Origin of the sequence: Streptomyces sp. NPDC006655, assembly GCF_040703965.1 — a bacterium.
In the GTDB taxonomy this organism is placed as follows: Bacteria; Actinomycetota; Actinomycetes; order Streptomycetales; family Streptomycetaceae; genus Streptomyces.
This window is the reverse complement of sequence record NZ_JBEYJU010000010.1, coordinates 1-17,549: the sequence shown is the minus strand read 5'-3', so window position 1 is coordinate 17,549 and position 17,549 is coordinate 1. Positions and strand designations below refer to the sequence as shown.

General features: G+C 71.6%; 16 protein-coding genes and 1 pseudogene. 11 read left to right on the top strand and 6 right to left on the bottom strand.

All coding sequences use genetic code 11. From position 1 onward, the window contains the following. Positions 1–55 precede the first annotated feature (55 nt). The 4 genes from AB0958_RS08210 (at position 56) to AB0958_RS08195 (ending at position 4,691) form a co-directional block, all read left to right on the top strand. Complete coding sequence (locus AB0958_RS08210) at positions 56–655, top strand: TetR/AcrR family transcriptional regulator (RefSeq protein ID WP_366889525.1); 600 nt, start codon at positions 56–58, stop codon at positions 653–655. Positions 656–778: 123 nt separating this feature from the next. Next, a complete protein-coding gene (locus AB0958_RS08205) occupies positions 779–3,040 on the top strand; it encodes an MMPL family transporter (protein WP_366889524.1) in 2,262 nt (753 codons plus the stop codon). A gap of 287 nt (positions 3,041–3,327) precedes the next feature. Beyond that, the gene (locus AB0958_RS08200) at positions 3,328–3,849 is read left to right on the top strand and encodes a YbaK/EbsC family protein (RefSeq protein WP_366889523.1); all 522 of its coding nucleotides are present in this window, start codon (positions 3,328–3,330) and stop codon (positions 3,847–3,849) included. After that, on the top strand, positions 3,846–4,691 hold the full coding sequence (locus AB0958_RS08195; protein ID WP_366889522.1) for a DMT family transporter: 846 nt from the start codon (positions 3,846–3,848) through the stop codon (positions 4,689–4,691). Before AB0958_RS08200 ends, AB0958_RS08195 begins: the two co-directional genes overlap by 4 nt. 576 nt (positions 4,692–5,267) lie before the next feature. On the opposite strand, the gene AB0958_RS08190 is transcribed toward AB0958_RS08195, so the two are convergent. Next, positions 5,268–5,588 carry a hypothetical protein gene (locus AB0958_RS08190; RefSeq protein ID WP_366889521.1) on the bottom strand — a complete coding sequence of 107 codons (321 nt, stop codon included), beginning with the start codon at positions 5,586–5,588 and terminating at the stop codon, positions 5,268–5,270. 165 nt (positions 5,589–5,753) lie between these two features. Next, positions 5,754–6,017 (bottom strand): hypothetical protein, encoded by a 264-nt coding sequence (locus tag AB0958_RS08185; RefSeq protein ID WP_366889520.1) that lies wholly within the window; start codon positions 6,015–6,017, stop codon positions 5,754–5,756. A gap of 520 nt (positions 6,018–6,537) precedes the next feature. On the opposite strand from AB0958_RS08185, the gene AB0958_RS08180 reads away from it, so the two are divergent. The 6 genes from AB0958_RS08180 (at position 6,538) to AB0958_RS08155 (ending at position 14,419) form a co-directional block, all read left to right on the top strand. Then, a complete protein-coding gene (locus tag AB0958_RS08180; RefSeq protein ID WP_366889652.1) occupies positions 6,538–7,479 on the top strand; it encodes an ABC transporter ATP-binding protein in 942 nt (313 codons plus the stop codon). Then, positions 7,476–8,846, top strand: coding sequence for an ABC transporter permease (locus tag AB0958_RS08175; RefSeq protein ID WP_366889519.1), 1,371 nt, complete (start codon positions 7,476–7,478; stop codon positions 8,844–8,846). The genes AB0958_RS08180 and AB0958_RS08175 overlap by 4 nt, the downstream gene beginning before the upstream one ends. 13 nt (positions 8,847–8,859) lie before the next feature. Next, entirely contained in the window at positions 8,860–11,613 is a 2,754-nt protein-coding gene (locus AB0958_RS08170) for a bifunctional YncE family protein/alkaline phosphatase family protein (RefSeq protein ID WP_366889518.1), read from the top strand. Positions 11,614–11,752: 139 nt separating this feature from the next. Continuing rightward, complete coding sequence (locus AB0958_RS08165) at positions 11,753–12,634, top strand: NAD(P)-dependent oxidoreductase (RefSeq protein ID WP_366889517.1); 882 nt, start codon at positions 11,753–11,755, stop codon at positions 12,632–12,634. 72 nt (positions 12,635–12,706) lie between these two features. Continuing rightward, a complete protein-coding gene (locus AB0958_RS08160) occupies positions 12,707–12,982 on the top strand; it encodes a DUF1876 domain-containing protein (RefSeq protein ID WP_366889516.1) in 276 nt (91 codons plus the stop codon). Positions 12,983–13,195: 213 nt separating this feature from the next. After that, positions 13,196–14,419, top strand: a complete 1,224-nt coding sequence (locus AB0958_RS08155; protein WP_366889515.1) for an RNA-guided endonuclease TnpB family protein — start codon at positions 13,196–13,198, stop codon at positions 14,417–14,419. Between the two features lie 57 nt (positions 14,420–14,476). Here the strand turns inward: AB0958_RS08155 and AB0958_RS08150 are convergent, their stop codons facing one another. From AB0958_RS08150 to AB0958_RS08135, 4 genes and pseudogenes are all read right to left on the bottom strand, one after another. Beyond that, on the bottom strand, positions 14,477–15,637 hold the full coding sequence (locus tag AB0958_RS08150) for a serine hydrolase domain-containing protein (protein ID WP_366889513.1): 1,161 nt from the start codon (positions 15,635–15,637) through the stop codon (positions 14,477–14,479). A 35-nt stretch (positions 15,638–15,672) separates the two neighbouring features. After that, positions 15,673–16,077, bottom strand: coding sequence for an organic hydroperoxide resistance protein (locus AB0958_RS08145; protein WP_366889651.1), 405 nt, complete (start codon positions 16,075–16,077; stop codon positions 15,673–15,675). A 175-nt stretch (positions 16,078–16,252) separates the two neighbouring features. Continuing rightward, positions 16,253–16,714 (bottom strand): MarR family transcriptional regulator, encoded by a 462-nt coding sequence (locus tag AB0958_RS08140; protein WP_366889511.1) that lies wholly within the window; start codon positions 16,712–16,714, stop codon positions 16,253–16,255. Between the two features lie 53 nt (positions 16,715–16,767). Next, a pseudogene (locus tag AB0958_RS08135) lies at positions 16,768–16,995 on the bottom strand (cobalt ABC transporter ATP-binding protein); the annotation flags it as partial. Positions 16,996–17,106: 111 nt separating this feature from the next. Here AB0958_RS08135 and AB0958_RS08130 point away from each other — a divergent pair. After that, a complete protein-coding gene (locus tag AB0958_RS08130; protein WP_366889510.1) occupies positions 17,107–17,454 on the top strand; it encodes an SsgA family sporulation/cell division regulator in 348 nt (115 codons plus the stop codon). Positions 17,455–17,549 lie beyond the last annotated feature (95 nt).

The window sequence follows — 17,549 nt, the reverse complement described above, 5'->3', positions numbered from 1 at the left end:
GTATCTTCGTGGTGTAGGCGGGAAGACACCGATGGAGCAATGGAGGGTGAGTGGCATGACTGAGGTCGCAACGGCGCGTCGCAGTCGCATCACGCCCGAACGCGAGGCCGAGCTGTACGAGGCCGTGCTCGAACTGCTCCGGGAGGTCGGCTACGACGCCCTCACCATGGACGCCGTCGCCGCCCGCACCAAGTCCAGCAAGGCCACCCTCTACCGCCAGTGGGGCGGCAAGGCCGAGCTGGTGGCCAAGGCGGTGCGGCACAACAAGCCGGGTGGCTTCGGGAACGTCGACACCGGTTCCCTCCGCGGCGACCTGCACGCCCTCACCCTGCGCTCGGACGACTGCCAGATGGAGCAGAACTCCGCGCTCATGCGAGGGCTCGCCATGGCGATCCACGGCAGCCCGGAACTCCTGACGGCGTTCAAGGAACACCTGATCGAGCCCGAGATGGCCGAGTTCCGCCGGGTGCTGGAGCGGGCGATCGACCGGGGCGAGGTCCGTGCGGACAACCCGGCGATCGACTTCGTGATGCACATGATGATCGGCGGGTTCGCCGCCCGTTCGCTGATCGACGAAGAACCGCCCACCCAGGCCTTCCTGCTGAGGTACATCGACGCCGTGGTGCTCCCCGCCCTCGGTGTCCGCACCCACTGATCTTCCCCACAGCCTGCCCACCTGACGCCTCCGCTCACGTCGTCGGGCCGATCACCCCTGCCACCCACCGGGTTGATCACCCCTGCCCTGCACACCCCACGACCTGACCAGGAGTACGCCCTCGTGGCCACGTTCCTCTACAAACTGGGCCGGCTCGCCTTTCGGCGACGGCACTTCGTCACCCTCATATGGGTGGCGCTGCTGACCCTCGCCGGCGTCGCCGCCGCCTCCGCACCCGCCGCCGGATCCAGCTCCTTCTCGATCCCCGGCACCGAGGCCCAGAAGGCCTTCGACCTGCTGGACCAGCGCTTCCCCGGCGCCAGCTCGGACGGCGCCACCGCGCGGGTCGTCTTCAGGGCACCGGCGGGCGAGAAGATCTCCGACACGCTCAACAAGGCGACCGTCGAGAAGACCGTGCGGAAGCTGGCCGACGGCTCCGAGGTCACCTCCGTCGACGACCCCTTCAAGACCAGGGCCGTCAGCAAGGACGGCACCGTCGCCTACGCCTCGGTGCGCTACCGCGTCTCCGGCATGGAACTCAAGGACGCCTCCCGCGAGGCGCTGGAGGCGGCCGGCCACGACGCGCAGCGGGCCGGGCTGACCGTCGAGATCGGCGGTGACGCCCTGCAGGCCGGTGCCGAACCGGGCGCGGCCGGCGAGGTCGTCGGCCTCGCGATCGCCGCCGTCGTCCTGGTCGTCACCCTGGGCTCGCTGGTCGCGGCCGGTCTGCCGCTGCTGACGGCGATCGTCGGCGTCGGCATCGGCGTCTCCGCCATCACCGCGCTCGCCAAGACGCTCGACCTCGGCGACACCACGTCCACGCTGGCGCTGATGATCGGCCTGGCGGTCGGCATCGACTACGCGCTGTTCATCGTCTCCCGCTACCGCGGCGAACTGGCCGAGGGCCGGGACCGCGAGGAAGCGGTCGGCCGCGCGGCCGGCACCGCCGGTTCCGCGGTGGTCTTCGCCGGCCTCACGGTCGTGATCGCGCTGGCCGGCCTGTCCGTCGTCGGCGTCCCGATGCTGACCAAGATGGGTCTCGCGGCGGCCGGCACGGTCGTGGTCGCCGTCCTGATCGCACTGACCATGATCCCGGCGCTGCTCGGCTACGCGGGCAAGCGGGTCAAGGCGGCCGGCGAGAAGCGCGGCCGGCGCCGCGGCACCGGCCCGGCCGCCGCGGGCGCCTCTTCCACGGTCTCCGGCGCCCCCGCCAAGCCCGGTCTGGGGGAGCGCTGGGCGAGCTTCGTCGTGCGCCGTCCGGCCGCCGTGCTGCTGCTCGGCGTCGTCGGCCTCGGCGCGGTCGCCCTGCCGGTCTCCCAGCTGGAGCTGGGCCTGCCCGACGACGGCTCACAGCCCACCTCCACCACCCAGCGCCGCGCCTACGACCTGCTCTCGGAGGGCTTCGGCCCCGGCTTCAACGGCCCGCTGATGATCGTGGTCGACGCCAAGGACAGCGCCGACCCGAAGGGCGCGGCCACCACGGTCACGAACGGCATCAAGGACCTCAAGGACGTCGCCTCCGTCAGTCCGGCGATGTTCAACAAGGCCGGCGACACCGCGATGATCACCGTGGTCCCGTCGTCCAAGCCGTCCTCCACCCGGACCGAGGACCTGGTGCACGCCATCCGCGGCGAGGGCACCGGGGTCAGGGCGGACACCGACGCACGGGTCCTGGTCACCGGCACCACCGCGATGAACATCGACTTCTCGCAGAAGCTCAACGACGCGCTGGTCCCGTACCTCGCGCTGGTGGTCGGCCTCGCCTTCCTCCTGCTGATCGCGGTCTTCCGCTCCGTCCTGGTCCCGCTGAAGGCGGCCCTCGGCTTCCTGCTCAGCGTGCTCGCCGCGCTCGGCGCCGTCGTCGCGGTCTTCCAGTGGGGCTGGCTCGGCGGTCTGCTCGGCGTCGAGCAGACCGGCCCGATCATGTCGATGATGCCGATCTTCATGGTGGGCGTGGTCTTCGGACTCGCCATGGACTACGAGGTGTTCCTCGTGACCCGGATGCGGGAGGCCTACGTCCACGGCGAGACGCCCGGCCAGGCCGTGGTGACCGGCTTCCGGCACAGCGCGCGCGTGGTGGGCGCCGCCGCGGTCATCATGATGTCCGTCTTCGGAGGGTTCATCACCTCCAGCGAGTCCATGATCAAGATGATCGGCTTCGGCCTCGCCATCGCCGTCCTCTTCGACGCGTTCGTGGTCCGCATGGCGATCGTCCCGGCGGTGCTCGCCCTGCTCGGCAGGCGCGCCTGGTGGCTGCCGAAGTGGCTGGACCGGATGCTGCCCAACTTCGACGTCGAGGGCGAGGGCCTGCGCACCACCGCCGACGTGGACGCGGGCGGCGACAGCGGGCAGGACGAGGAGGACCGGGAGCTGGTACGCGCCTGACGCGGGGCGCGTGACCGACCGCCGGTGAGGGCCCGTGGGGACGGGAAGCCCTCACCGGCTTCCGGTCCCGGGGGGAGGCCCGCACCGGATCTCGGTCCCGCTGGAGGCCTGCACCGGCTTCCGGTCCCGCTGGAGGCCTGCACCGGATCTCGGTCCCGCGGGAGGCCCGCACCGGATCTCGGTCCCGCGGGAGGCCCGCACCGGCTTCCGGTCCCGCCGGAGGCCCGCACCGGATCTCGGCCTTAACCGTTCGCCGCCCTCGGGCCCTCTTCGTTAGCGTGCCCCGTATGACGACGACAGCCGCCACTGACGCCGATGCCCAGGGCCCCGGAGCCCACCCCCGTTTCGCCGCCGCCCTGGCGGAGCTGGGGCTGGGAGAGCTGACCGCCCGGGTCCGGCGTTTCCCGGACGCGACCCGTACCGCGGCGGAGGCCGCCGCGGCGCTCGGCTGCGAGCTGAGCGAGATCTGCAAGTCGCTGATCTTCGCGGCCGACGGCGTCCCGGTGCTGGTGCTGATGGACGGCGCCTCCCGGGTCGACGTGGAACTGGTCCGCAGGGAACTCGGCGCCGCGAAGGTGACCCGGGCCGGGGCGGACGTCGTACGCGAGACGACCGGGTACGCCATCGGCGGTGTACCGCCGTTCGGGCACCGCACCCGCACACGCGTGCTCGCCGACCGGGCGCTGCTGCGGCACGACGTGGTGTGGGCCGCCGCGGGCGACCCGCACGCGGTCTTCCCGATCGCGCCCGCCGCCCTGGTGGCACACGCGGGCGCCACCGTCGTGGACGTACGCGAGCCCACCGCGTGACCCCACTGGTGACCGCGGCCGTACTGACCGCGGCCGTCACCCACGCCAGTTGGAACGCGATCGCCCACCGGATCAGCGACAAGCTGGTCGGCTCGTCGCTGATCGCCGCCGGGGGCGTGCTGATCGGGCTGCTGCTGATGCCGTTCTCGGCGACACCGGCGGCCGGCGCCTGGCCGTACCTGCTGACCTCCGCGCTCGTCCATGTCGCCTACTTCGCGCTGCTGATGCTCTCCTTCCGGCTCGGCGACTTCGGGCAGGCGTACCCGTTGGCACGCGGCACCGCGCCGCTGCTGGTCACGCTGTTCGCGGCAGCGTTCGCGCACGAGGTGCCGGACGCCCCGGCGGCCGCGGGGATCGCCGTGTCGTGCGCCGGGCTCACCGGGGTCGCGCTGTGGGGGCTGCGCGGCCGCCGGCCCGACTGGGCGGCGATCGGCGCGGCCCTCGCCACCGGCCTGACGATCGCCGCGTACACGGTCATCGACGGCCTCGGGGTACGAGCCTCGGGGTCCCCCGTCGGCTATGTCGCGTGGCTGATGACCCTCCAGGGCCTGGTGATCCCCGCGTACGCCCTCGCCCGCAGACACGGCGAACTCCTCACCGCGGCGCGCCCGTTCGCGGTCCTGGGACTCTTCGGCGCACTCCTGTCCGTCTGCGCCTACGGCCTGGTCCTGTGGGCCCAGACCCGCGCCGAACTCGCCCCGATCGCCGCCCTGCGCGAATCGTCCGTCCTGGTCGGCGCCGCCATCGGCGCCCTCTTCTTCAAGGAGCGGTTCGGCGCGCCCAGGCTCGCGGCGGCCGGTCTCCTGGTCGTGGGCATCGGGCTGATGCTGCACGCCGGTTGACCGGTGGAATCTTTGGCGTGGGAGTCAACGGCTCGTCGAATAACGGCGCCTGCAAGTGGACCTTCCCGAATTACGGGACCGTCGAACTCCCGGCGCTCGAGCCCCGTATCGCCCAATCGTGACGTGAGGACGACCTGATGAAGCGCTCCCTGCTGGCCGTCGGCATGTCGGCTCTCGTCTGTGCGTCGGCCTGTTCCGGGGGTTCCGCACATCCCCCGGCCATCGCCTCCCATGGCGCGACTGCCACTCCCGCGTGGACCCCGACCAGCCCGGACCGCCTTCCCGATCCGGTCCGATCTCCGATCCCTGTGGGGTCGAAGACGCTTTACACCGGGTCGGGCCGTGGTGCGGGCGGCCTCACGCTCCCCGCTTCAGCGGGGAAAGCCTCGTCCATCACGGTGATGTGGACATGCGCCGGTCCCGCCAAGTTCAACATCACTGCCGCCGGAGAGACCCTCGCCGGGTCTCAGTGCGGTGACGGGAGCGGCGTGTTCACCGCCAGAATTCCGCACGCCAAGGTGCGCGGGCTCAAGTGGAAGTTCTCAGCGGTTGATTCGGTGATCTGGCGGATGGTGGTCACTCGGCCACCTGGGAAGTAGCCCGGGCACAGGCGCCCGAGGGATTTGTGTGATCCCGGCTTCGGCGGAGCGGCAGCAGCTGGCTGAGGATGATCAGGAGCAGCCCGGCAAGCAGGAGGGCGTTACCGCCGAAGAAACGGGCGTCCCAGGAAACGCTCGGCAGGACTCGAAAGTGGAGGAGGCCCTGCAGAAAGAGCGAGATGCCCATGAGCAGGGCACCAAGACCGTGGAGTCGAGGCCTGGTGACGTGGCGGCGTGCCGTGGGCAGGGTCCACCCTGTCCGGAGCGTGACGACGCCCGATGCGATCAGCAGGAGCACCAAGAACGCGCTCGTTCCCACTACCCATGCCATGGTGTCGCTCCGCTCCGGTCGCAAGAGTCCGGAACGGGAGCAACGCCCGGCCCGGAGTTGTGCACATTGTTGCTTGACCTGGTGGTGGCTGACCATACCGGGGGCCAGGCAATCCGGTCGGCCGGTGGACCCTCAGTCGCGCCGGGACGACAGCAGGCGCGTGGCCAGGGCCAGTGTGACTCCGGCGGCGACCAGGTACAGGCCGAGGCGTGTTTCGGGCACCGCGGGTGACCACACCCGCCACGCGGACCGCGAGTAGCTGTCGGCTGCCAGGTAGGACGCGTAGACCCGCGGCGGTGCGGTCCGCCCCCGTATCCACAGCAGGGCGCCCAGGGCGCCGCAGGTCGCGGAGACCGCGTAGAGGGACGTGGCGCGGCGTGGGGCCGGTCGGTTCACGGGGCACCTTCGCTTTCGGTCGGGTGAGGGGATTCTCGCCCCTCGTGTCCGTCACGTCCGCACCGGCCGGGACCGCCCGCGTCCGTGCGCGCGACGGCCCCGCGGGGTTCGGCCCGCACTGGCCGAGGTCGGTGCGGTTCCGCGGGGTTCGGCCCGCACTGGCCGAGGTCGGTGCGGTTCCGCGGGGTTCGGCCCGCACTGGCCGAGGTCGGTGCGGTTCCGCGGGGTTCGGCCCGCACTGGCCGAGGTCGGTGCGGCCCCGCGGAGTTCGGCCCGCACTGGCCGAGGTCGGTGCGGCCCCGCGGGGTTCGGCCCGCACTGGCCGAGGTCGGTGCGGTTCCGCGGGGTTCGGGCCCGTGTCGACCTCGGCCGGTATTGCCCTTGTGCCGGCCGGCCGCCCGGCGGACTTGCCGTTGCCTTGACGAACCGTTCTTCGCACGTTCAGACGCCCGCCTGTGTCCGGGTTGTGTGCTCTCCATAAGGTCCCTGCGGATTGCGGAAGAAGGGACGCATGGGACTCATGGACACACTCCACGCAGTCCGGGCCCGCGGGATCACCAAGTGCTTCGGTGACGTCGTCGCACTCGACGGTGTCGACCTGGATGTGACGCAAGGTCAGATCCACGGCCTGGTCGGACCCAACGGCGCCGGAAAGACGACGCTGCTGGGCCTGCTGCTGGGCCTGGCCGTCGCCGACGGCGGCCGCCTCGAGATCCTGGGCACGCCGGTCGAACGGGCCCTCACGGCCCCCGACGGCGTCGCCGGCTTCGTGGACGCGCCCGGTCTCTACCCCTCGCTCACCGCCCGGCAGAACCTCGCCGCCCTCGCCGCGCTCCGCGGTCTGGACACCGGGACGGGGCTCATCGACGAGGTGCTCGGCGAGGCCGGGCTCACCGACGTCGCCGACGACAAGGCCCGCGGCTTCTCGCTCGGCATGCGCCAACGGCTCGGACTCGCCGCCGCCCTGCTCACCGGACCCCGGCTGCTCGTCCTCGACGAGCCGTCCAACGGCCTGGACCCGGCCGGGAAGAGACACGTGCACGGCGTCCTCGACCGGCTCGCCGCCGACGGCACCGCCGTGGTCCTTTCCAGCCACCGGATGGACGACCTGGAGGCCCTGTGCTCCGAGGTCACCATCCTCGCCACCGGACGCGTCGTGTTCTCCGGTCCGCTCGGCAAACTCGCCGCCGAGAGCCGCGAACTCGACTACCGGCTGCGCACCTCCGACCCGGTCACCGCGCGCCGGATCGCCGGCGACGCGGCCGGGATCCGGATCGTCGACGGCAGCGGCGTACGACAGGACCCCGACGTGCTCGTCGTCCGCGCCCTGGTGCCCGCCCTCGACCACCTCGTCGCCGAGGTCGTGCGCGCGGACGTCGCGGTCCGTGAACTCGCCCCGGTCGTCTCGCCGTTGGAGGCCGCCTTCCTCGCCCTCACCGAGCAGCAGGAGGCCGCCCGATGACCGCGACCACCGCCCCCACCACCGGCACCGGCACCGGGCCGGCGCCGGCCGCCGCGCGCCGGGTCCCGGTGTCCCGCGGCTACCGCTTCGAACTGGTCAAACTCGTCTCGCAATGGCGGATCCGGCTGCTGGTGCTCGCCTGCTGGCTCGTTCCGGGGCTGTTCGTCGCGGGGGTCGGCGAGCAGAGCACGCTCCCCTCCGACACGCTGTTCGGGCGGTGGATGCACGCGACCGGCTGGGCCGGACCGCTGGTGATCCTCGGCTTCGCGGGCACCTGGGCGCTGCCGCTGCTGACGTCGGTGGTCGCCGGTGACGTGTTCGCCGCCGAGGACCGGCTCGGCACCTGGCGCCACCTGCTGGTCGCGGTCCGCTCGCCCACCCGGATCTTCGTGGCGAAGTCGCTGGCCAGCCTCACCGTCATCGTGCTCCTGGTGGCCGGACTGGCCTGCTCCAGCGCGGTCGGCGGACTGCTGGCGGTCGGTGACCGGCCGCTGGTCGGGCTGGACGGCCATCTGCTCACGCCGGGGGACACGGCCGTCAGGGTCCTGCTCGCCTGGGCCGCCGCCCTCGCCCCGACCCTGGCCCTGGCCGCGATCGGACTGCTCGGCTCGGTGGCGCTGGGCCGTTCCCCGATGGGGCTGCTGCTGCCCCCGGTCGTCGCGCTCGCGATGTCGGTCGCCCAGATGCTGCCGCTGCCGGTCGCCGTGCGTCTCGCCCTGCCCGGCTACGCGTTCGTCTCCTGGAACGGCCTGTTCACCAGTCCCACCCAGCTCGCCCCGCTGCTGACCGGCGTCGCGGTGAGCCTGGCGTGGGCGGCGCTCGCCACCGTCCTCGCCCATGTGCTGTTCGTACGACGGGACTTCACCAACCCCGCCGACGACGGCTCCGGACGCCGCGCGCTCGTCCTCGGCGTGCTGCCGCTGGCGGTGCTGACCGCCGTCACCGTCGGGGCGGTCGCCGCGGCCACCCCCTCGACGGGCTCCGGCATCCGGCAGGACAAGGTGCAGAAGTCCCTCGCCACGGCCTTCGGGCACCTCTACCGCCTGCAGACGCAGGAACTCCATCGACCCGCCGTCACCGAGAAGCAGTTGGGGGCCACGGCGGCGTGCACCAAGAGCGACGGCCAGGCCGCCCAGGAGGGCGCGGGGAACGACTGGCGTTGCGTCGTGAGCTGGCACCTCCCCGGCGTCCCGGTGACGGGGACGGCGATCTACCAGCTCGACATCACCTCGGACGGGCGGTTCGTGGCCGACGGTGACGGTCCGAAGGAAGTCAACGGTTACTTCCTCGTGCGGACCTCCACCGGCGACGCCCCGAATCCGCTGTGGCAGTTCGACGGCAACGTCGATCTGCTCGACATCCACTGAAGGGAACAGTTCCGTGCAGGTAATCCGCCAGCGCCGGACCAGTGAGACGAGACAGTTCAACCTGTTCGGCCACCGCGTCGGCCGCCGGGCCATGATGGTGACGGCGGGCATCGCCGTCGCCCTCGGCGTCACGGGCACCGCGGTCGCCTCGACGTACCAGTTCGGCACCCAGCAGGTGGGGCAGAACACCGCCAACGGCCAGGTCGTCTCCGCCGACCAGTACATCAACCCCTACGGCACCCGCACCGTCATCAACGACGGCAAGATCATGTCGTCGACGGTCAGCCCCGACGGCACCCACCTCGCCGCCTCGATCGCCGACGGCGACGCCTCCCTGGTCGTCATGGACCTGAGCACCGGTCAGGTCAAGCAGAAGATCGGCACCAGCGCGGCGGACGACCTGCGGATCAGCAGTGGCGCGGTCGGCCAGGAGGGCCCGACCTACTCGCCCGACGGCAAGCAGCTGTGGCTGGGGCAGGCGAACGGCTACACGAAGTTCACCGTCGACGCCGACGGCACCCTCGCCAACCCGACGGCCGTCACCATCGCGGCCGACGGCGCCAAGCAGGCGCTGGTGGGCGCGGCCGTCTTCTCGGCGGACGGCTCCACCGTGTACTCCGCGGTCAACGGCCAGAACAAGGTGGTCGCGATAGACGCGGCGACCGGCACGATCAAGCAGACCTGGGCGGTCGGCAATGCGCCGCGCGGCATCGCCCTGGTCGGCGGCAAGCTCTACGTCAGCAACGAGGGCGGCCGCCCGGCCAAGGCCGGCGACACCACCATCGACTCGTACGGCACCGATGTCGTGGCGAACCCGAGGACCGGGGCCAGCACCACCGGCACCGTCAGCGTCATCGACACCGCGGACCCGTCCGCCGCCGTCGGCACCATCGCCGTGGGCCTGCACCCGACCGCGGTGTACGCGAGCAGGGGCGCGGTGTTCGTCACCAACACCGCCGACAACAGCGTGTCGGTCATCGACAGCCGCAAGGACCGGGTCGTCCAGACCGTCGCCACCCAGCCGTGGCCGGAGGCGTCGGTCGGCTACGAGCCCAACGCGGTCACGCTCACCGACGACGGACGCCTGCTGGTCACGCTCGGCCGCGCCAACGCCGTCGCCGTCTACCGGTACACCTCCCCGCAGATGCCGGCCCGTTACGTCGGCCTGCTCCCGACGGACTACTACCCGTCCGGGGTCTTCGCCGACGGGAAGAAGATCGTCGTCGCCAACACCCGCGGTGTCGACGCGCTGCGCCCGGACGCGGCCGGCCACAACACGCACGACACCACGTCGAGCCTCACCCGGTTCACGCTCCCCGGCGACCAGGTCGTCAGGTCCGAGACGGCCAAGGTCTTCAGGCAGAACGGCTGGACCGCCGGCTCGGTGAAGACCGCCAGGGGCTACGGCCACGCCAAGGCCGTCCCGGTCCCGAAGCGGATCGGCGACCCCTCGACGATCAAGCACGTCTTCCTGCTCGTCAAGGAGAACCGCACCTACGACCAGGTCTTCGGCGACCTCCCGCAGGGCAACGGCGACTCCAAGCTCACCCAGTTCGGCGCGAACGTCACGCCGAACCAGCACGCGCTGGCCCAGCAGTTCGGGCTGTACGACAACTTCTACGACATCGGCACCAACTCCGCCGAGGGCCACAACTGGCTGATGCAGTCGGACAACCCGGAGTACACCGAGTCGTCGGCCGGCGAGTACACGCGCAGCTACGACACCGAGGACGACGTCCTCGGACACCAGAAGACCGGTTTCATCTGGACCGGTGCTCAGGCGGCCGGCAAGTCCGTGAAGGACTTCGGCGAGTTCCAGTCGGACGAGACCAAGCCGGCCGGGGCGACCTGGCAGAACCTGTACTGCGACAGCAAGAACATGGCCGCGACCGGCGCCTCGACCGCCTACCCCATCAAGACGGGCTCGGCGATCCCCTCGCTCAACGACGTGTCGGTGCAGGGCTTCCCGCTCTTCGACCTCAGCGTCCCGGACATCTACAAAGAGCAGATCTGGAAGCAGGACTTCGAGAAGAACGGCCCGGCGAACCTGAACATGTTCTGGTTCTCCAACGACCACACCGGCGGCCCGGCCAACGCCGCCGCCGAGGTCGCCGACAACGACCTCGCGGTCGGCCGGATGGTCGACGAGATCACCCACAGCACGTACTGGAAGGACTCGGCGATCTTCGTCGTCGAGGACGACTCCCAGGCCGGTCTCGACCACGTCGACGGCCACCGTGCCCCGGTCCAGGTCATCAGCCCGTACGCGCAGCACGGCACGGTCGACGACCACTACTACTCGCAGATCACCATGGTCCGCACCATCGAGCAGATCCTCGGGATCCACCCGATGAACCAGCTCGACAGCGCGGCCACCCCGATGTACGGGGCGTTCACCGGCAAGGCGGACGACACCCCGTTCACGGCGGTCCCCAACCGGACCTCGCTCACCCTCGGCGTGAACCCGCAGCCGGCCTGTGGCTCGGACACCCCGGCGGCCCAGGACACCAGGGTGGCCGCCGCGCCGACGTCGGTGTCGGTGCCGGCGGCCGAGAGGCAGGTCGCGGCGCAGTGGCAGAGCTGGGCCACGCACCAGCGGCTGACCGGCAAGAACGCGGTGCCGGACTACGCCAACCCCACCCAGATGAACCGCTGGACCTGGTACCAGACCCACAACTGGACCAAGCCGTACCCGGGTGACAAGAAGATCTACACGCCGGACGAGGTCCCGGGCGCCTACCTGCCCTCCTCGGAGAACGACGGCTGATCCCGCCCGCACCCCAGGGGACCCCGGCCGCGCCGCCGGGGTCCCCTGTGTCTTCCGGTCCGCAGCGGGTAGGCGTCGCGCGCAGCCGACCGCCGTGCGCCAAGCTGGCCTGCGGAACGTACGAGGACAGGGAGACGTCATGACCGACAAGCCGACCGTCGCCGTGCTGGGCACCGGCATCATGGGTGCGGCGATGGCCCGCAACCTCCTGAAGGCCGGGCATCCGGTCCGCGCCTGGAACCGCACCCGCGCCAAGGCCGAGCCGCTCGCGGCCGACGGCGCCCGGGTCACCGGCACCCCGGCCGAGGCCGTCGAGGGCGCCGACGTCGTGCTGACCATGCTGTACGACGGTGCCACCGCCCTGGCAGCCCTGCGCGAGGCCGCCCAGGCGCTGCGCCCCGGCCTGCTCTGGGTCCAGTCGACCACCGCGGGCCTCGACCAGATCTCCGACCTGGCCGCGTTCGCGAGCGAGCACGGCCTGGTCTTCTACGACGCCCCGGTGCTCGGCACCCGCCAGCCCGCCGAGGCCGGACAGCTCACCGTCCTGGCCGCCGGGCCCGAGCAGGGCCGCGAGACGCTCGCGCCGGTCTTCGACGCCGTCGGCGCCCGCACGCTGTGGACCGGGGACGACGGCTCGTCCGCGGCCGCGACCCGGCTCAAGCTGGTCGCCAACAGCTGGGTGATCGCGGCCACCGCGGCGACCGGTGAGGTGGTGGCGCTGGCCCAGGCCCTCGGCGTCGACCCGCAGGACTTCTTCGACATCATCGAGGGCGGCCCGCTCGACATGGGCTACCTGCGGGCCAAGGCCAAGCTGATCCTCGACGGCGCACTGACCCCGCCGTCCTTCGCGGTGGACACCGCGGAGAAGGACGCCCGGCTGATCGTCGCCGCTGGTGCGGGCAACGGCGTGCGCCTCGACGTCGCCGAGGCCGCGGCCGAACGCTTCGCGCGGGCCGCCGCCCGGGGTCACGCCGACGAGGACATGGCCGCCGCGTACTTCGCCAGCTTCGACAAGGAGTAGGCCCGAGCCGACGTGACGGCCCGGGTCCCTCGGGAGCACCCTGGAAGCAGCGATTCCGGAAAGGTGGTGCTCATGATGCGAACCGCTGTGGGATGGCATGTGGAGCTGGAGTTCCTGGAGGACGCGACGCACACGCGCGCGGTGGCCCTGGTCCGCCTGCCCGACGGCACCGAGGTACGCGCGCACGGCCACGCGAGCCGGCACGACTCCGACAACAACCAGCCGAGGGTCGGCGAGGAGATCGCCGGCGCCCGCGCCCTGAACGAACTGGCCATGCAGCTGCTGACCAAGGCGCACGGCGAGATAGACGCGGACTCGGGCCGCCACTCACACCCGATCAACGTGTGACGGCCCGGGGCCGGTCCGGGGCTGCGCGCCGGTGCTACCTGGATTCATTCGCAGTGCTCCGGCGTTCACGCCGGGGGTGAAGCGAAACAGGTGGGTGCGACGGGGAGCGTCGCGGTGTCGTTCCGGCGGAGCCGGACCCTGCTCGGCGACGGTGACGCTTCGCTCGTATGTTCTCGGTGACGGCGCTTGTTCGGTATGCCTCCTGTGCTCGTCATGCAGCTCCGGTACGCCTTCAGGTTGTACCCGGACGCCGGTCAGCGGATCGCGCTGGCGAAGGCGTTCGGGTGCGCGCGCGTCGTGTTCAACGACTGCGTGCGCGCCAGCGAGGACGCCCGGAAGGCGGGCGATGTCTCCCCGAAGGCTGGCGAGCTTTCGAAGAAGCTGATCACGCAGGCGAAACAGACCGTGGAGCGGTCCTGGCTGGGTGAGGTCTCCTCGGCCGTCCTGCAGCAGTCCCTGCGCGACGCCGAGACCGCCTACAAGAACTTCTTCGCCTCCATCAAGGGCACCCGCAAGGGCCCGGGACTGGGCCCGCCCCGCTTCAAGTCCCGCAAGGACAACCGCCAGGCGATCCGGTTCACCGCGAACGCACGCTGGAAGATCACCGACAGCGGACGGCTGGACCTGCCGAAGATCGGCGCGGTGAAGGTGGAATGGTCCCGCACCCTGCCTACCGCTCCCACCTCCGTCACCGTGATCAAGGACGCCGCGGGCAGATTCTTCGCCTCGTTCGTCATCGATACCGACCCCGCCGCCGACGCGGCAGCGATGCCCGACACCGGCCAGGCCATCGGCATCGACCTCGGACTCGCCCACTTCGCCGTGCTGTCCACCGGCGAGAAGATCGACTCCCCCCGGTTCCTGCGCCGGGCGGAGAAGAAGCTGAAGAAGGCCCAGCGCGAGCTGTCCCGCAAACAGAAGGGATCCAGGAACCGCGCCAAGGCCCGCCTGAAGGTCGCCCGCGCCCACGCCAAGGTCACCGACGCCCGCAAAGAGTTCCACCACCAGCTCTCCACCCGGCTGACCTCCGAGAACCAAGGGATCGCCGTGGAAGACCTGTCGGTGACGGGGCTGGCACGCACTCGGCTGGCGAAGTCCGTGCACGACGCCGGCTGGTCGCAGTTCGTGGCCATGCTGGAGTACAAGGCGGCACGGTATGGACGCACTCTGGTGAAGATCGGCCGTTTCGAGCCGACCTCCCAGACCTGCTCAACCTGTGGCGTGGTGGACGGGCCCAAAGCACTGTCCGTCCGGGAGTGGACCTGTGCCGCCTGCGGCACGACCCAAGACCGGGACCACAACGCCGCACTCAACATCAAGACGGCCGCCGGACTGGCGGCATCTGCCTGCGGAGCGCCGGTAAGACCAGAACCCGTTCTGGCACAGCGCGAAGAAACAGGAAGCCACGGATTCCCGACCGGAAACCGTGCCGCGTAGCGGCACAGCAACCAGTCGGGAAGGCCAGAATCCTCGCCCTTCAGGGTGAGGAGCATGTCAAGACAGCGCCGTGCGTACCGCCCGTACCAGGGCCTGGGCCCGTGGGTCCGCTGTCACGCTCTTGCGGAAGCCGTTGGTGACGTAGCCGAAGGCGAGGCCCGAGGCGGGGTCCGCGAAGGCCAGCGAGCCGCCGCGGCCCGGGTGGCCGAAGGAGGCCGGGGAGAGCATCGGTGAGGCGCTGCCGTGCAGCATGTAGCCGAGTCCGAAGCGGGTGGCGACCACCAGGACGCGGTCGGGCCCCGCGGACTGCTCGGCACGGGCCAGCTCCACGGTCTCCGGGGTGAACAGCCGGCGGCCGCCGTCGACCTCGCCGATCAGGGCGGCGTAGAAGCGGGCCAGGCCGTCGGCGGTGGCGATGCCGTTGGAGGCGGGGAGGGCGGCCGCGCGGTAGCCGGGGTCGTTCTCGTCCGGGAGCGGGCTGATCGCGCCGAACGCCCGCCGGGTCAGCGATCCGGGGTCGGCGTACGCCTCGGACACGGCCCGCTTCGGCCGGGTCCGCAGCCCGCCGGCGGCCTCCGGCGCGGCCACCGGCCCGACCCGCCCCACGCGTGCCCGCTCGGCCTCGGGCAGCCCGAGCCACAGGTCGGCGCCGACCGGCCGGGCGATCTCGTCCGCGATCCACGCGCCGACGCCGCGCCCGGTCACCCGCCGTACCAGCTCGCCGGTCAGCCAGCTGAAGGTCTGCGCGTGGTAACCGTGGTCGGTGCCCGGTTCCCACACCGGCGCCTGCGCGGCCACCGCCGCCGCGCCCACCTCGGGGTCGGCGGCCTCCTCGGGCGTCAGGGGCCGGTCCAGCACCGGCACGCCCGCGCGGTGCGCGAGGAGCTGCCGTACCAGCGTGCGCTCCTTGCCCGCGGCCTTGAACTCCGGCCAGTACTCGCCCACCGGGGCGTCCAGGTCCAGTTCCCCGCGCTGTGACAGGAGCAGCAGGGCGGCGGCGGCCACGCCCTTGGTGGCCGAGCGCACGATCTGCGCGGTGCCCCGCTCCCAGGGCGCGGCGCCGTCGACGTCCTTCGTACCCGCCCACAGGTCGACGACCCGGTGGCCGTCCCGGTAGACGGCCACCGCCGCGCCGCGGTCCCCCAGCAGTTCGAAGTTCCGGGCGAACGCGTCCCGCACCGGCTCGAAGCCCTCGGCCACAGTGCCGTTCACGTCCACGTCCGTACTCCTGCCGCCTGCTGTCGTTTCCTCTCTCAACCAAGCACGATCGTCACGTCGATGTTCCCGCGGGTCGCGTTCGAGTACGGGCAGACCTCGTGGGCGGCGTCCACCAGCTTCGCCGCGACGTCCGCGTCCAGCACCGGCAGCGAGACGCTGAGGGCGACCGCCAGGCCGTAGCCGCGCTGCTTGTTGGGGCCGATGCCGACCTTCGCGGCGACCGTGGAGCCGGTGAGGTCGTAGCCGGAGCGGTTGCCGACGAGGATCAGCGCGTTGTGGAAGCAGGAGCTGTAGCCGGCCGCGAACAACTGCTCCGGGTTGGTGCCGTTCCCGTCGCCGCCCAGCTCCGGCGGCATCGCGACCTTGAGGTCGATACGGCCGTCCTGACTGGTCACATACCCGTCCCGGCCGCCGTGCGCGGTCGCCTCCGCGACATACATGATCTTCGTCGGACGGGTGTCGACGGTGGCGCCTTCGAGCACGGCGGGACCTCCCCCAGAGCGGAAACGGTGGTGGGCAACACAGAAGTGTGCAAGCACATCGTGCACAAGGTACCGACCAGTAGGAAGGGCTGTGACGAGCAGGGGGGTGGAAACCGCGGGTAACAGGCGGGGGCTACACCTGGTGCCAGGCCGACCGGCCGGCCCGGTCCGCGAGTTCGCGCAGCTCCTCGCGCAGCCGCGCCACCTGCGCCCCGCCCAGCCCCGTCGTCGTGAGCAGCGCGCCCGGTATGCGCGCCGCGCGCTCGCGCAGCTCCTCCGCGCGCGCGGTGCACGCGACCAGCACCGAGCGCTCGTCCTGCTCCGAGCGCTCCCTGCGGACCAGGCCGGCCGCTTCCAGCCGCTTGAGCAGGGGTGAGACCGTGCCGTAGTCGAGGCGCAGCGCGCCGGCCAGCTCCTTCACCGTGGTCTCGCCCCGCTCCCACAGGACCAGCAGCACCAGGTACTGCGGGTAGGTGAGCCCCAGTTCGTCGAGGAGCGGGCGGTAGGCGGCGGTCACGGCACGCTGCGCGGCGTACAGCGCGAAGCACAGCTGGTCGTCCAGGCGCGGCACCCTGGCGTCCTCTTCTGTCGTCACGTGCCCATTGTCACGGACGCGGGCATGTGCGGGACGGCCGTCACGGAAACGCGTCACATCTCCTGGCGTCGCGTCGTCGCCGCGCGGGGGTCGGAACCGAAGGGGCGGTCCAGTCGGCGGCCCCGCAACGGGGCCTCGCCGGAGCGGAGTTCGCCGGTGGGGCCGTCGTCGGCGATCGCGCCGCCGCTCGGGATCAGGGTGCCCGGGCACCGCTCGCGGGCGTAGGGCAGGTCATGCGTGACCATGAGGACGGTCACGTCCAAGGTGCGCAGGATCTTTGCTGAGCGGGAAACCCGTGACCCTCCGCAAGCGCATTCCGGAAAATGTGCGACATTGGAGAGGAAGCGGATGCATGGTCTTCGCAGGGATCACGGAGCGTAGAGGGCAGTCCGATGTCTGTAGTCGAGCAGTACGCGCGCGCCCACATCGTCACGGGCGAGGACGCCCGGGACGAGCCGCCCGCGGTACCCGTCGTCCTGCGGTACGACCCCGACGCGGATCCGCGGTCGGTACGGGTCGGCCTGCCCGGCACGGACGAGTGGACCTTCTCGCGCTCGCTCCTGGAGCAGGGTCTCAGGACCCCGGCGGAGAGCGGCGACGTCCGGGTGTGGCCGCTCGGACGGGTGCAGGCCGTGGTGGAGTTCCACTCCGACCACGGCACCTCGGTGGTGCAGTTCGAGTCGAAGGCGCTGCTGCGCTTCCTCAGACGCACCTACATGGCCACCCCCGTGGCCGGCTGACGCCCCAGGGCCCTTCTGATGGATCTCCGCGGCGTCGCGACGCCCGGCACGCACGCAGCAGGCGTACGTGAGCGCCGCGCCCCGACAGCAGCCGG

What these genes read in the sequence shown, in the direction of transcription:
- AB0958_RS08175 (WP_366889519.1), top strand. Translation starts at nt 7,476, where the DNA reads ATGACCGCGACCACCGCCCCCACCACCGGCACCGGCACCGGGCCGGCG.
- AB0958_RS08200 (WP_366889523.1), top strand. Translation starts at nt 3,328, where the DNA reads ATGACGACGACAGCCGCCACTGACGCCGATGCCCAGGGCCCCGGAGCC.
- AB0958_RS08210 (WP_366889525.1), top strand. Translation starts at nt 56, where the DNA reads ATGACTGAGGTCGCAACGGCGCGTCGCAGTCGCATCACGCCCGAACGC.
- AB0958_RS08180 (WP_366889652.1), top strand. Translation starts at nt 6,538, where the DNA reads ATGGACACACTCCACGCAGTCCGGGCCCGCGGGATCACCAAGTGCTTC.
- AB0958_RS08145 (WP_366889651.1), bottom strand. Translation starts at nt 16,077, where the DNA reads ATGTATGTCGCGGAGGCGACCGCGCACGGCGGCCGGGACGGGTATGTG.
- AB0958_RS08165 (WP_366889517.1), top strand. Translation starts at nt 11,753, where the DNA reads ATGACCGACAAGCCGACCGTCGCCGTGCTGGGCACCGGCATCATGGGT.
- AB0958_RS08155 (WP_366889515.1), top strand. Translation starts at nt 13,196, where the DNA reads ATGCAGCTCCGGTACGCCTTCAGGTTGTACCCGGACGCCGGTCAGCGG.
- AB0958_RS08160 (WP_366889516.1), top strand. Translation starts at nt 12,707, where the DNA reads ATGATGCGAACCGCTGTGGGATGGCATGTGGAGCTGGAGTTCCTGGAG.
- AB0958_RS08130 (WP_366889510.1), top strand. Translation starts at nt 17,107, where the DNA reads ATGTCTGTAGTCGAGCAGTACGCGCGCGCCCACATCGTCACGGGCGAG.